Source organism: Pseudomonas frederiksbergensis, assembly GCF_000802155.2.
In the GTDB taxonomy this organism is placed as follows: Bacteria; Pseudomonadota; Gammaproteobacteria; order Pseudomonadales; family Pseudomonadaceae; genus Aquipseudomonas; species Aquipseudomonas frederiksbergensis_A.
Window position 1 is genome coordinate 274502 of sequence record NZ_JQGJ02000005.1, and the last position, 14534, is coordinate 289035.

Sequence of the window (14534 nt, forward strand, 5' to 3'; positions counted from 1 at the left end):
TTCATGACCCTGCATAGCGCGCAGCCGATCCCCAGCGAACTGGCGGCCTTCGTCAACGATCATTTTTCCGGACGCGGCCTCAAGCCCGATGGCGTAATTGCACAGTCCTGGTACCGCAGCGTCGTGGAGCATCGGCTCGACCCTGGCGCGGCAAGCCGCAAGAACATACTCAGTGCCGAGGACATCCGTCGGCATCAGGAACAGCACCAGCAATATCTTTCCATTGCCAGCCAGGGGGTCAGCGGTCTGGCCCGGCGCGTGGTGCCCGCCGGCTTCGCCGTACTGCTGAGCGACGAACGTGGCATCACCCTGGACTCCCGGCTGCCCGACCAGCCCGACATCTATACACAATCAGGGCTGGTGGTGGGTGCGCAGTGGGAGGAATCGGTGGTGGGCACCAATGGCATTGGCACAACCCTGGCCGCCGCGCAGCCGTTGATCATTCATCGGGAGGAGCATTTCCTGGCGTCCAATTTCAGCCTGAGCTGTTCGGTAGCGCCCATATTCGATGCCCAAGGCCTGCTGCGCGGCTGCCTGAACGCAACTTGCATGAACAGCAAAGGTCCCCGGGAAAGCCAGTACCTGACGCTGCAACTGGTGATCATGTACGCGCGCCTGATCGAAAATGCACATTTCCGCCAGAGCTACCGCGACCGCTTGACCTTGTCCCTCAAGCCCCTCGATGAAATCGCCGACCTGGCCAACGAACAATTGCTGGCCCTTGATGAGAGCGGCCACATCATCGGCGCCAATCGTGCAGCCTTTGTAGCCCTGGACCTGGCTGAGGGGCCGGCATTGCTGGGCACAGCCATCGATCGCGTGCTACCCACCACAATGGACGATTTGCTCAAACTCAGCAACGGCGGCGCCCTGGGGGTTCGTCTACGTGGTCTTCGGGATGAGGCGTTGCTGGAGGTCGGACTGCGAATCCCCTCTCGACAACACCGCTCGCGCCCCATCGCCCGTCCTGCCCCTGACGCTCACCCGGACCTGCAACAACTCGCCGGCCTCGACCCTCAACTGCAACAGAGCGTCCGCCGGGTGCGCAAGGTGATCGACAAAGGGATCCCGATCCTGATCACCGGCGAAACGGGAACCGGCAAGGAAGCCTTTGCCCGCGCGATCCATCAGGCCAGCCATCGTCGCACAGGGCCTTTTGTCGCACTCAACTGCGCAGCCATCCCGGAGACTCTGATCGAGAGCGAGCTATTCGGTTATCGCGCCGGCAGCTTTACCGGCGCGAACCGAAAAGGCATGAAGGGCAAGTTGGAACTGGCCAATGGCGGCACACTGTTCCTCGATGAGATCGGCGACATGCCCGCCCATTTGCAAACCCGCTTGCTGAGGGTGCTGGCGGAGCGGGAAATCGCGCCGCTGGGGGCTGAAGTGCCGGTGGCGCTGGACGTCCAGGTGATCTCGGCGACTCACCAGGACTTACCGACCATGATAGGCGAGAAGCGCTTTCGCGAAGATCTGTTCTATCGCCTCGCCGGCATGAACCTGGCACTGCCCGCCTTGCGCGAACGCAGTGACCGCGCCGCGCTGATCGAGCGGCTGCTCGCGGCACAGGACGAAACCCGCTCGCTACGACTGGAAACGGATGCCCGCCGGTGCCTGCTCGATTACCACTGGCCTGGCAACATCCGCCAGCTACTCAACAGCCTTCGTTATGCGGTGGCCCTGGCTGAAGACGGCGTCATCGACCTGGACTGCTTGCCCAGCGAAGTGTTGGCGCCACAGCGGCTGTCATTGCCCGCCAATACCAAACCATTGGCCGGCAATCTGGGCGAACAGTTGGGCGATGAGGAGTCCCGCCGCCTGCTGACGACCTTGCGCCAGCATCGCTGGAACGTCAGTGCCGCCGCTGCCGACCTGGGCATCTCCCGCTCCACGCTGTACCGCAAGATGAAAAAGCACGGCGTCGTCGCGCCCAATGACCTGTTCTGATACGCCCATGAAAATGCCGGCGACCTTGCGGTGCCGGCATTTTTCTCGCCAGATCAGACTTGGATGTAAACCACATGGGTATGAGTGTATTCATACAAGCCGTGCTTGCCGTCCGCGCCGCCAATACCGGATTTGCGCGCCCCCGCATGGAAGCCCTGCATCGCTTCGAAGTTCTCTCGATTGATGTAGGTTTCGCCGAAATCCAGCTCGTTGCTCGCGCGCATGGCAGCACTCAGGCTGCTGGTGTAGATCGATGACGTCAGGCCGTAATCGCTGTCATTGGCCAGGGCAATGGCTTCGTCCAGGTCTTCGACAATCTGGATCGGCAGCACCGGGCCGAAGATCTCCTGGCGCATGATCGCCATCTCGCCACCGCATCCGGCCAGCACCGTCGGCTGGTAATGGAAGCCCTGGCCTTTGTCGGCCACCGCGCCGCCCGTGACCACTTCGGCCCCCTCCCCCTTTGCGACCGTGACCATCCGCGCCACCTTGTCCAGCGCCGCCTGGTTGATCAACGGCCCCATGTCCAGATTGTCCTCGGCCAACGGGTCGCCGTAACGGGTTGCGGCCATCGCGGCGGCCATTTGCTCGATGAACGGGTCGGCGACTTTGCGCTCGACATACACCCGCTCGGCGCAGTTACAGACTTGCCCGGTGTTGATCACCCTCGAAGCGGTGATGGCCTTGACCGCGAGGTCCAGGTCCGCATCCGCCAGCACGATGGCCGGCGCCTTGCCACCGAGTTCCAGGTTGAGCTTGGTAATGTTCGGCGCCGCCGCGGCCATGATCCGCGAGCCGGTGCCGACGCTGCCGGTGAAGCTGATCAGGTCGATGCCTGCATGACGGGTCAGGTCATGCCCTACCGTCGCTCCTGTGCCGCTGACGACATTGAACACCCCGGCCGGCAAGTCGGTCTCGGCCACCAGGCGCGCAAATTCGAAGCAGTTGATGGGCGTTTCTTCGCTGGGCTTGATCACGATGGTGTTACCGGTCACCAGAGCCGGCGCCATCTTGCGAGCGATCAGGAAGAACGGGAAGTTCCACGGCAAAATGCCGGCCACCACACCCAGTGGCTTGCGCAGCAGGAAAATGCTTTCGCCGGCGCGGTCGCTGGTCAGCACCTCTCCCTCAAGGCGTCGTGCCCACTCGGCCATGTAGTCCAGATAATCGGCGGTGAAATTGACTTCCACCCGCGCCAACCCCAACACTTTGCCCTGCTCGGCGGTGACGATATGGGCGAGTCGTTCGGCGTTGTCGCGCACTTTGGTAGCGATTTTTCGCAGGTAGCCGGCACGCTCGATGGCCGGGCGGGCGGCCCAACTTTTTTGCGCCTTGCGCGCCGCGGCAATGGCCGCGTCGACCTGCTCGCCGCTGGCTTCGGGCACCCGTGCCAGCAACCGGCCGTTGGCCGGGTTGCGCACATCGATGCTTGGATCGCTGGGAATGAAGGCGTTGGCAATGAAGTTCTGGTAATCGGTGATCTCGGTCATGTGCTTGCTCTCGCGGTCAGTTTCAGAACGATGCAGGGGCATTCATTTGGCGGTGAAGGTTTTCCAGACGCCGCCTTCCTGCTGCAGGTCGTGGGCACGCTTGATCAGGTATTGGTGGATTTGCTCCACCTGTTCCGGCGTGAAGGCGTCGGCAAAGGACGGCATGCCGTCCGGCACGCGGCCGCCGTAGAGAATGCCGAGGAACATCTGATGTTTTTCCGCCGTCAGCTTGCGCAGGTCCGGCAGCACACCGCCGCTGACCGCATGAATGCCGTGGCATTGGGAGCAGTAGCCGTCGTAGAGCTTGCCGCCGGCGTCCACTGCGGCCAGGTCGCCGGTCAGGGGCGGCGGTTCCGGCGTGTCGGCGAGCGGCGCTGGCTCGTTGAGCTTCGCAGTGCCGCCCAGCTTGTAGGTCAACACTTGGGAAAACGGCCGGACCCCGGCGCGCAAGGACAAGGCACCGGCAAAAGTCGAGAAGGCGCCGCCCCACCCGGCCATGAACGTCACGTACTGCTCACCGTCCACGCTGTAGGTAATCGGCGCCGCCATCACACCGCTGGCCGCCGGCTGCTCCCAGAGTTTCTTGCCACTGTCGGCGGCGTAGGCGATCACCCGGCCGTCGGCGCTGCCCTCGAACACCAGATTGCCGGCGGTGCTCAAGGTGCCGCCGTTGAAGATCGTCACGTAGGGCACTTCCCACGCCGGTTGCTGCTTGACCGGGTCCCAGGCGATCAGCTTGCCCGACCAGCCCTTGGCCATTTCCAACAGCCCATCGGCGTCCTCCGGCATCATCCCGGTGCGCAGGCCAAGTTGGTACATGCTCTTGAACGGGTTGCGCTTCGGCGCCTCGGGGATGTGCTCGTAATAGGCGGACATGATGTGCGCCGGGATATACACAAGACCGGTGTTCGGGTTGTAGGACATCGGCTGCCAATCATGGGCGCCCCAGAACGCAGGCGTGACCAGTTTGCGCTTGCCATCCTTCCAGTACGCGGCGTTCTCGTCATCGACGATCGGCCGGCCCGTCTTCATGTCCATGCCCTTGGTCCAGCTCTGCGGCACGATGCCCTTGGCCGACAGCAGCTCGCCCGTGGCGCGGTCGATCACGTAGAAGAAACCGTTCTTCGGCGCTTGCATCAGCACCTTGCGCGGCTTTCCATCGATCGGCAGCTCCGCCAGGATCATGTGCTGGGTGGCGGTGTAGTCCCAGGCGTCCCCCGGCGTAGTCTGGTAGTGCCAGGCGTACTCGCCCGTATCGGCATTGACCGCGACGATCGATGACAGGAACAGATTGTCGCCCTTGGCCTGGCTCCGCCATTTCGGGTCCCACAACGAACCATTGCCCACACCGATGTACAGCAGGTTCAAGTCCGGGTCGAACGCAAAGGAATCCCATGCCGTGCCACCACCGCCCTGGGCCACATAGGCGTCGCCGTGCCAGGTCTTGGCGGCAATAGCCATGGCCTTGTCTTCGGGCGGCAATTTGGGATCGCCCGGCACCGTGAAGAAGCGCCAGGCCTGCTTACCGGTCTCGGCGTCGTAGGCGGTGACATAACCGCGTACGCCGAACTCGGCGCCACCGTTGCCGATCACGACTTTGCCGTTGACCACTCGCGGGGCTCCGGTGATGGTGTAGCTGCGCGAGTGATCGGCCCGGGTGTCCACCGACCAGGCGCGCTGGCCGGTCTTGGCGTCGATGGCCTCCAGGCGACCATCGAGCACGCCCACGTAAACCTTGCCCTTCCACACCGCGACGCCTCGGTTGACCGCGTCGCAACAGGCCTCGCCGGCACGATTGCGGTCAGACTTGGGGTCGTACTTCCAGATCAACTTACCGTCGCGCGCGTCCAGCGCATAGACCACCGAGAATGGGCCGGTCGTATACATTACGCCGTCGACCACGATAGGCGTGGCCTCGACACCGCGATCCAGGTCCAGCTTATAGCTCCACGCGAGCCCCAGCTGGCCGACGTTCTGGTCACTGATCTTGTTCAACGGGCTGTAGCGCTGTTCGTCGTAGGTGCGACCGGTGCTCATCCAGTTACCGGGTTCCTGGTCGGCGGCGATGATGCGCCTGCCGTCGACATTCGCTGGCATGTCCTGCGCCCAGGCCGGGACCGTATGGAAGGTAAGCGCCAGCACGACAAATAGCGCCTTGAGGGGAATGCGAAGGGCCGCGTTCCGAGAAGCAGTAGGCACGGCGAGGCCAATCTGTGTCATGGGGGGACTCCTGGTTCTTATTAGTAGCGAAGCCATTGCGCTGCGCACCAAGAGAGGAGCAACCCCCATGCCAGCGTTTGAAAACGCTTCGCAAGCCCCGTTCCATGGGACTTTCGGCTCGTGTAGCGGGTCGCGAAGCCGTGCGACAGTTGTCGCATTCCCCGCGACAGTTGTGCCAGAGGTGCGCCAAGTTGCACACGATTCGTGAAGAAAGCTGTCACACGCAGTGCCTTAGTACTCGACCCCGTGCGCTCTACAATAGGCGCAACCATCAGCAGGAGAGCCACGCGATGTTCGCCTCATTTGAATCGGGCCGGTGCCAAGTCAATGGCATCACCGTCAACTACCGCAAAGGCGGAAGCGGCCAAGGCCTGCTCCTGCTCCACGGGCATCCCCAGACCCACGTCATGTGGCACAAGATCGCCGAACCCCTGGCGAAGCATTTCACCGTGGTCGCGGCGGACCTTCGTGGCTACGGTGACAGCGACAAACCGGCAGGCGACGCCGAGCACCTCGCCTACTCCAAGCGGCAAATGGCGCTGGACGGGATCGAGCTAATGCATGCGCTGGGATTTGTGAAATTTGACGTGTTGGCACATGACAGGGGCGCGCGCGTGGCCTGTCGCATGGCGATGGACCACCCGGACGCAGTGAAGCATTTGGTCACGTTGGATATCGCTCCGACCCTGGCGATGTATGAGCAGACCAACGAAGCGTTCGCCCGCGCCTACTGGCACTGGTTCTTCTTGATCCGCCCCGCTCCGTTTCCCGAAACGCTGATCGAGGCTGATCCGGAGCTTTACCTGCGCAGCGTCATGGGCACTCGCAGCGCTGGCATGGCGCCGTTCACCGACGCCGCCTTTGCCGAGTACTTGCGCTGCCTGGCACTCCCTGGCGCAGCTCATGGTCTGTGTGAAGATTACCGGGCAAGCGCCAGCATCGACCTGGAGCACGACCGAAGCGACCGGCAAGCCGGCAGAAAACTTTCAATCCCGTTGCTCGCGTTGTGGGGGGCGGACGGCGTCGTGGGCCGCTGCTTCGATCCGCTTGGAGAATGGCAAAAAGTCGCGATCGACGTGCGAGGGAAAGCGTTGCCGTCGGGGCATTACATTGCCGAAGAAGCGCCAGAGCATTTGATCGATGAGGTGCTAGGATTCCTGCTCCCTTCGATCCCTGGAGGCAGGTAGTTACAGGCGGTATCAGCTTCAACGACACCCGCCAGCAAATTCCTGCAAGATGGCTCACTTATTCCATCGAACGGTGAACCGACATGTCAGGCGAGAAATCGATCGCGAAACTACTCAGCGGAATGAGCCCGACGCTCAATGACGGGGATTACGTCTTCTGCTGCGTCACTGACCCAGACCTCGTCAAAGGCGAGGAGATCCTGGGCAGCTTCCGCGAAAAAGAAGGGCTGACGGTGATCATCGAGCGCAACAGGGCCAAGGCCCTGGGCCTGGACTTCGAATACGTCGCCGCCTGGATTACCTTGACCGTGCATTCCGCCCTGGACGCCGTCGGCTTGACCGCTGCCTTCGCAACGGCCTTGGGAAACGCCGGTATCAGCTGCAACGTCATCGCGGCTTACTACCATGACCATATTCTCGTGGGGCGGGAAGATGCACAGCGGGCGATTGAGGTTCTGGAAGCGCTTGCTCGGTCAGGGGGTGGAGAGTGATATCGGTTAACTGATCCAGCCGCTGCCGCTACGCCCACCCCTCAAGCCGCAACGTGGCACGCACCAGGCGTTGCTCTTCGTTTTCGATTTCCTTGAGGTTTTCGCAGATGCTCTGGATGTGGGCGATGGCCGCCTTGCGTGCCTGCTCCGGCAGGCGGCCGGTCACGGCGTTGTAGAGCCGGGCGTGTTGGCGGTCGATCTGGCGCTTCTGCGGCTCGCGGTGATAGAGGTTGTTGACCGAGGCGAATACCGAACTGAGCAACAAATCCGTCAGCGAGCGCAAGGTTTGCACCAGTACCGGATTGTGCGACGCCTCGCAGATTGCCAAGTGAAACGCATGGTCGAGCCGGGCGTGGACGCTGGCCTCCAAGGGACGGCCATGGGCATCGAGCATGGCCTCGTAGCTGCGGGTGATCAGTACGAAATCAGCCTCGGTCCCGCGCAAGGCCGCCAGGCGCGCGGACTCGCCTTCCAGCAGGCTGCGCACTTCAAATAAATCATAGAGCGTACGTGGCTGCGAACTGAACAGGTGCATCAGCGGCGACACCAAGCCATGCCCGGACAGGTCGGCCACGAACGACCCTTTGCCCTGCTCGGTCTTGATAATCCCGCGAGCGCGCAGCAGCTTCAGTCCCTCGCGAAGCGCAGTGCGGGAGACGCCGAGTTTTTCCGTCAACCGCCGCTCCGAAGGCAATAGTTGCCCAGTCTTGAGTACGCCATCGACGATCAGGCGCTCGATGCGCTCGCAGACCACGTCGGCGACTTGGAGATTACGGCGCGTCTCTTCGCTATCCATCAACCCTCCTACTGGTATGACCAGCTTCGAAACAATGCTCAAGCTCGTTCAGAGGCTTGCGTAAGCCGCTGTTATGACGTGATTTTATTCAATCATTGTAGAGGGCGACCTTAAAGAACTGGTTCGACCAGCGTGGCACCCCATAGACAGTAGAACGCCCCGGGCCAATGATGCAAGTCAGCCGTATCGGAACAGACCTCTGATAAAAACAAGCGAGTGTCGCCTGCGAACGATGAACATTCTCTACGACGAACGCGTCGACGGCGCCCTGCCTGACGTCGACAAAAACGCGCTGCTACTGGCCCTGCAAACCCAGCTGCCCGACCTGGAAATCCTGCATCAATCCGAAGAGCTCAAGCCGTACGAGTGTGACGGACTCTCCGCTTACCGCACCACGCCCATGCTGGTGGTCTTGCCCCGACGTATCGAGGAGGTCCAGGGCGTACTTCGGCTCTGCCATGCGCGCAAGGTGCCTGTCGTGGCCCGGGGCGCGGGCACCGGTTTGTCTGGCGGTGCCTTGCCATTGGAAAAAGGCGTGTTGCTGGTAATGGCGCGCTTCAACAACATTTTGCACATCGACCCCGCCGCCCGTACCGCACGGGTTCAACCAGGCGTGCGCAACCTGGCGATTTCCCAGGCGGCTGCACCGTTCGGCTTGTACTACGCGCCGGACCCCTCCTCGCAGATCGCCTGTTCAATCGGCGGCAACGTCGCTGAAAACGCCGGTGGCGTGCATTGCCTCAAATACGGGCTGACCGTGCACAACCTGCTCAAGGTCGACATTCTCACCGTCGACGGCGAGCACCTGACCCTGGGTTCCCAGGCCCTCGACTCGCCCGGGTTCGATCTGCTGGCATTGTTCACCGGTTCCGAAGGCATGCTCGGGGTGATCACCGAGGTCACGGTCAAACTGCTGCCCAAACCACAGACGGCCAAAGTGCTGCTGGCGGCTTTCGATTCCGTTGAAAAGGCCGGCCACGCCGTGGGTGACATTATTGCAGCCGGCATCATTCCGGGCGGCCTGGAGATGATGGACAACCTGGCCATTCGCGCCGCCGAAGACTTCATCCACGCTGGCTACCCGGTGGACGCCGAAGCTATCCTGCTGTGCGAGCTCGACGGTGTGGAAGCCGACGTCCACGATGACTGCGACCGGGTACGCAAGGTATTGGAACAGGCCGGTGCCACCGAAGTGCGCCAGGCTCGCGACGAGGCCGAGCGCGTGCGCTTCTGGGCCGGGCGCAAAAATGCGTTCCCGGCGGTGGGCCGCCTCTCGCCCGATTATTACTGCATGGACGGGACGATCCCGCGCCGGGAACTACCGGGTGTGCTACGGGCTATCGCGGCGTTATCGGCTGAATACGGCTTGCGGGTCGCTAACGTTTTCCATGCCGGCGACGGCAACATGCACCCGCTGATCCTGTTCGATGCCAACCAACCGGGCGAGCTCGATCGCGCCGAAGCGCTGGGCGGCAAGATCCTTGAATTGTGCGTGAAGGTCGGCGGCAGCATCACCGGGGAACACGGCGTGGGCCGCGAGAAGATCAACCAGATGTGCGCACAGTTCAACAGCGATGAACTGACCGTGTTCCATGCCATCAAGGCAGCGTTCGATCCGAGCGGGTTGCTCAACCCTGGCAAGAACATTCCGACGCTGCATCGCTGCGCCGAGTTTGGCGCCATGCATGTCCATCTGGGGCAGATGCCCTTCCCCGAACTGGAGCGTTTCTGATGGGCAGCGAACAGGATTTCGACAACAGCGCCGCGCTGCTGGAGCAGGTCAACCAGGCGCTGGAAGACGCCACCCCGTTGCGTATCCAGGGGTCCAACAGCAAGGCCTTCCTCGGACGCAGCGTGGCAGGTGAAGTCCTCGACACCCGCGCCCACCGGGGCGTTGTCAGCTACGACCCGACTGAATTGGTGATCACCGCTCGCTGTGGTACGCCATTGGCAGAGTTGTCCGAAATACTCGACGCGTCACAGCAGATGTTGCCTTGCGAACCGCCCGCCTTCGGTGACAGCGCCACCGTGGGCGGCATGATCGGCTGCGGACTCTCCGGGCCGCGACGCCCCTGGTCGGGGTCGGTGCGCGACTTCATCCTTGGCACGCGGGTCATCACCGGCCAGGGCAAGCACTTGCGCTTCGGTGGCGAAGTCATGAAAAACGTTGCCGGCTATGATCTGTCACGCTTGATGGCGGGCAGCTACGGTTCGCTGGGCGTGGTGACCGAAGTGTCCCTCAAGGTCCTGCCAAAACCGCGACAGACCTTGAGCATCAGCCTGGAAATGGACGCCGCCCGGGCTTTGTCGCGCCTCGCCGAATGGGGCCAGCAACCCCTGCCGATCAGCGCCGCATGCCACGATGGCCAGCGCCTGCACTTGAGGCTTGAGGGCGGAGAAGGCTCGGTGGCGGCGGCCCGCGACCGTTTGGGCGGCGAGTTGCTCAACGCTTCGTACTGGCAGGACTTGAATGAACACCGCTTGCATTTCTTCGAGGAGGAGCGGCCCCTCTGGCGCCTCGCCTTGCCACCTGCTACGCCCCGACTGCCGCTGCCGGGCGTCCAGTTGATCGATTGGGGTGGCGCCCAGCGTTGGCTCAAGTCTGGCGCCGAAGCGACCTTCATTCGCTCGCTCGTCGAACAAGTCGGTGGGCACGCGATCTGCTACACCCCTGGCCAGACCGACAGCCCCTTCCAACCGCTAGCCGGCGCGCTGATGCGCTATCACCGGAACTTGAAGCGCCAACTCGACCCACGGGGCATCTTCAACCCCGGTCGCTTGTACGCGGAGCTCTGAACCATGCAGACCACCTTGAGCGAAAACGCCCGCCAGTTGCCTCGCGCCGAAGAAGCCGAACGCATCCTGCGCAGTTGCGTGCACTGCGGTTTCTGCAATGCCACCTGCCCGACCTATCAGTTGCTGGGTGACGAACTGGATGGCCCGAGGGGGCGCATCTACCTGATCAAGCAGGTGCTCGAAGGCAACGAAGCGACCCGCAAGACCCAGGAGCACCTGGATCGTTGCCTGTCGTGCCGCAACTGCGAAACCACCTGTCCTTCAGGTGTCGACTATCACAACTTGCTGGACATCGGTCGTGCGGTGGTCGATGCGGCAGTCCCGCGCCCATACGGCCAACGCCTGTTGCGCGAGGGGTTGCGTGGCGTGCTGCCCAATCCGGCGTTGTTCAAAGGGCTGGTGAGCAGTGGCCAGGTATTGCGTGCGTTGCTGCCCAACACGCTGCAAGCCAAGTTGCCGCGCAACACGCATCCTGCGAAGTCACGACCGACCACCCGCCATGACCGGCAAGTGCTCATGCTCGAAGGCTGCGTACAGCCGAGCCTGTCGCCCAATACCAATTCGGCCGCCGCGCGGGTGCTGGATCGGCTGGGAATCAGCGTCGCTGCGATTCGCAAGGCCGGTTGCTGCGGTGCGCTGGACTATCACATGGACGCCCAGGCCGCCGGCCTCGATCGCGCCCGACGCAACATCGACGCATGGTGGCCCGCCGTCGAAAGCGGTGCCGAGGCCATCGTGCAAACCGCCAGCGGCTGCGGCGCCTTTATCAAGGATTACGGGCACCTGCTCAGCACCGATCCGGCGTATGCCGACAAGGCTGCCAGGGTCAGTGCCCTGGCCAAGGACCTGGTGGAAGTGCTGCGCGACGAACCGCTGGACAAGCTCGGCGTACACAGCGACCAGCGCCTGGCCTTTCACTGCCCCTGCACGTTGCAACACGCGCAAAGGCTCGGAGGTGCGGTTGAAGCGCTCCTGCAAAAGCTTGGATTCAACCTCACGCCAGTGCCCGACAGCCACCTGTGCTGCGGCTCGGCGGGCACCTATTCGCTGACCCAACCCGACCTGTCCAGGCAATTGCGTGACAACAAGCTCAATGCCTTGGAAAGCGGACACCCCGAAGTCATCGCCACCGCCAATATCGGCTGCCAGGCCCACCTTGACGGCGCCGGCCGAACCCCGGTCCGGCATTGGATCGAACTGGTCGAAGCGGCGCTGCCTTGATCCATGCCTGGGTAACACAACGGAAATCAACGCGACCGGCAAATCGAGCTCTTGGCACTCATCTGGATCAAGTCTTCTAGCGTTACACCGCAGCAGCAGCAACCACCCTGGACCGCCAGGCAAAAGCCAGCACCATCAGCAGCCCCAGACCCGCCATTGCCGCTCCGGCCAGGGAAATCGCCGGGTAACCCAACCCCGCGTTGATCACCGCGCCGCCCAGCGCCGCGCCAATCGCGTTGCCTAAGTTGAAGGCGCCGATATTTACCGCCGAAGCCAGGTTAGGCGCGTCCTTGGCGGCCTCCATCACGCGCATTTGCAGTGGTGGTACCAGGGCAAAACTGGCGATACCCCAGATCAGGATGGCAACCGCTGCCGGCAGCGGCCAGCGCATCAGTACGGTGAAGGCCAGCAGGACGAGAATCAGCACGCTCAGCGAAACGATCAAGGTGCGGTCTATCGAACGATCCGCCGCCTTGCCGCCCCACATATTGCCCAGCGTCAGCCCCACGCCGAACAGCACCAGCATGGCGGTGATGAACGTGGTGGAGGCATGGGTCTCGCTGCTCAGGATCGGGGCGATATAGGTGAACACCGTGAACATCGCACCTGAGCCAACGACGGTGAGTGCCAGCGCGCCCAGCACCGGGCCGCGGCCCAACACTTGGATTTCGGCCAGCACACCGATGCTTTTCGGTGCCGGCACGTTGGGCAAGGCGAACCACAGCGCGGCCATGGCCACCACGCCCAGGCCGGTAATGCCCCAGAACGCGCTGCGCCAACCGAACAGCTCGCCAAACCAGGCCGCCAGCGGCACGCCGCCGATAGTCGCCAGGGTCAGGCCCATGAACATGGCCGCGACCGCCCCGGCACGTTTTTCCGGAGCGACCACGCTGGCGGCGACGATGGAGCCAACGCCAAAAAACGCACCGTGGTTCAGCGAGGTCACGACCCTGGCGACCAAGAGGCTGTAGTAATCGGTCGCCAGCGCTGACATCAGGTTGCCCAGGGTGAAAATCGCCATGAGTCCGATCAGCAAATAACGCCGGGGAATCCTGCCGGTGGTCAGTGTCATCAGCGGCGCGCCGAGCAGTACGCCCAAGGCGTAGGCACTGACCAACAGGCCAGCGGCGGGAATGGAAACGCCGAGATCCGCAGCGATGCCGGGCAACATGCCCATGGGGGCGAACTCGGTCACGCCGATGCCAAAGGCACCCATGGCGAGTGCAACAAGGGGTGGATTGATACGCATGGAAGGCTCCTCATCTATGCCGAAGATGCTACGATTCAACCCTCAAAGGCGGTAGACCGCATTTTTTCCAAACACCTTTGCGCGGAAAGCACAAATGGACTTCAACGGCAGATCAGGTGAAATGGCTGTGTTCGCCACGGTGGCGCAGGAAGGCAACTTGTCGGCCGCCGCGCGCTCGTTGGGCCTGACACCTTCGGCGGTCAGTCGGATCATCGCCCGTACCGAACAACGCCTTGGCACTCGCCTGCTGTTGCGCACCACGCGAGCAATCACCTTCACCGCCGAGGGTGAGGCGTATCTGCGCGGCGCCCGGCGGATCCTGGCCGACATGGCCGAAGTCGAAGAAGCCGTCGCAGACCAAGGCGTGCCCAAAGGCCGCTTGCGAGTCAGTGCCGCCCTCGGCCATGGCCGACAGACCATCGTTCCCCTGGTGGCAGCCTTCAGCGCCCGCTACCCGAACATCGTTGTCGACCTCACCCTTGGCGACGAAGTGGTCGACATTCTCGGCGGCCAGGCCGACGTGGCGGTGCGCTTTGGCCATCTGCCCGATAGCCCGCTGACTGCCCGCAAGATCGGCGACACCGGCCAGGTAGTGGTGGCCTCGCCCGCCTATCTGGAGCGCCATGGCACACCCCAGCAACCAGAAGACCTGCTGCGGCACAACTGCCTGCGCTTCAACTTTCGTCGAGCCGAACCCAACTGGCCGTTCATCCGCGACGACAGAGAGTTTTTTCTGAAGGTCAGTGGCAACATCGAATGCAGCAGCGGCGAAGCGCTGGCGCAACTCGCACGGCTAGGTGCTGGCATCGCCCGTATCGGCGAGTTCACCGTCGCCGAGGATCTGCAACGCGGCGATCTGGTACCGCTGCTCGGCGCCTGGAATCCCGGCGACCGGGAGCCGATCCATGCGGTATTTGTCGGGGGACCGGCAATGCCGGCGCGGGTGCGGGTGTTCGTGGACTTTCTGCTGGAGCATCATCGGTTGTGAGTGTTGCGCGAGGTATTTCAGGTAGAACCAAGCGCACTACTGGATTACTCGTCGTTTTATCTTCTGCTAACCGTGCGCGCTTGCCTTTCACAACGGTGCCCGCCATATAGCGGGCACCGCTTCCTGGATGGGAAAAAGGCTTACACGCC

Annotated in this window: 11 protein-coding genes; 7 read left to right on the plus strand and 4 right to left on the minus strand. The window is 62.8% G+C overall.

Features of this window, described 5'->3' with window-relative positions:
• Positions 1 to 3: 3 nt before the first annotated feature.
• A complete protein-coding gene (locus tag JZ00_RS12305; RefSeq protein ID WP_039589768.1) occupies positions 4 to 1947 on the plus strand; it encodes a sigma-54-dependent Fis family transcriptional regulator in 1944 nt (647 codons plus the stop codon).
• A 53-nt stretch (positions 1948 to 2000) separates the two neighbouring features.
• On the opposite strand, the gene aldA is transcribed toward JZ00_RS12305, so the two are convergent.
• Entirely contained in the window at positions 2001 to 3437 is a 1437-nt protein-coding gene (aldA, locus tag JZ00_RS12310) for an aldehyde dehydrogenase (RefSeq protein ID WP_039590059.1), read from the minus strand.
• Positions 3438 to 3479: 42 nt separating this feature from the next.
• The gene (locus tag JZ00_RS12315; RefSeq protein ID WP_039589766.1) at positions 3480 to 5657 is read right to left on the minus strand and encodes a PQQ-dependent dehydrogenase, methanol/ethanol family; all 2178 of its coding nucleotides are present in this window, start codon (positions 5655 to 5657) and stop codon (positions 3480 to 3482) included.
• A 290-nt stretch (positions 5658 to 5947) separates the two neighbouring features.
• Between JZ00_RS12315 and JZ00_RS12320 the strand changes: the two genes are divergently transcribed.
• Complete coding sequence (locus JZ00_RS12320; protein ID WP_039589764.1) at positions 5948 to 6844, plus strand: alpha/beta fold hydrolase; 897 nt, start codon at positions 5948 to 5950, stop codon at positions 6842 to 6844.
• Positions 6845 to 6927: 83 nt separating this feature from the next.
• The gene (locus JZ00_RS12325; protein ID WP_039589762.1) at positions 6928 to 7335 is read left to right on the plus strand and encodes an ACT domain-containing protein; all 408 of its coding nucleotides are present in this window, start codon (positions 6928 to 6930) and stop codon (positions 7333 to 7335) included.
• 28 nt (positions 7336 to 7363) lie between these two features.
• Here JZ00_RS12325 and glcC read toward each other — a convergent pair whose 3' ends face one another.
• The gene (glcC, locus tag JZ00_RS12330) at positions 7364 to 8131 is read right to left on the minus strand and encodes a transcriptional regulator GlcC (protein WP_039589760.1); all 768 of its coding nucleotides are present in this window, start codon (positions 8129 to 8131) and stop codon (positions 7364 to 7366) included.
• A gap of 232 nt (positions 8132 to 8363) precedes the next feature.
• Between glcC and glcD the strand changes: the two genes are divergently transcribed.
• From glcD to glcF, 3 genes are read left to right on the plus strand one after another with little or no spacing between them, the layout of a single operon-like run.
• Positions 8364 to 9863, plus strand: coding sequence for a glycolate oxidase subunit GlcD (gene glcD / locus JZ00_RS12335; protein ID WP_039589759.1), 1500 nt, complete (start codon positions 8364 to 8366; stop codon positions 9861 to 9863).
• Entirely contained in the window at positions 9863 to 10927 is a 1065-nt protein-coding gene (glcE, locus tag JZ00_RS12340; RefSeq protein ID WP_039589757.1) for a glycolate oxidase subunit GlcE, read from the plus strand. Before glcD ends, glcE begins: the two co-directional genes overlap by 1 nt.
• A gap of 3 nt (positions 10928 to 10930) precedes the next feature.
• The gene (gene glcF / locus JZ00_RS12345; protein ID WP_039589755.1) at positions 10931 to 12148 is read left to right on the plus strand and encodes a glycolate oxidase subunit GlcF; all 1218 of its coding nucleotides are present in this window, start codon (positions 10931 to 10933) and stop codon (positions 12146 to 12148) included.
• 82 nt (positions 12149 to 12230) lie between these two features.
• On the opposite strand, the gene JZ00_RS12350 is transcribed toward glcF, so the two are convergent.
• Entirely contained in the window at positions 12231 to 13397 is a 1167-nt protein-coding gene (locus JZ00_RS12350) for an MFS transporter (protein ID WP_039589754.1), read from the minus strand.
• A gap of 94 nt (positions 13398 to 13491) precedes the next feature.
• Between JZ00_RS12350 and JZ00_RS12355 the strand changes: the two genes are divergently transcribed.
• A complete protein-coding gene (locus JZ00_RS12355) occupies positions 13492 to 14385 on the plus strand; it encodes a LysR family transcriptional regulator (RefSeq protein WP_039589752.1) in 894 nt (297 codons plus the stop codon).
• Positions 14386 to 14534 lie beyond the last annotated feature (149 nt).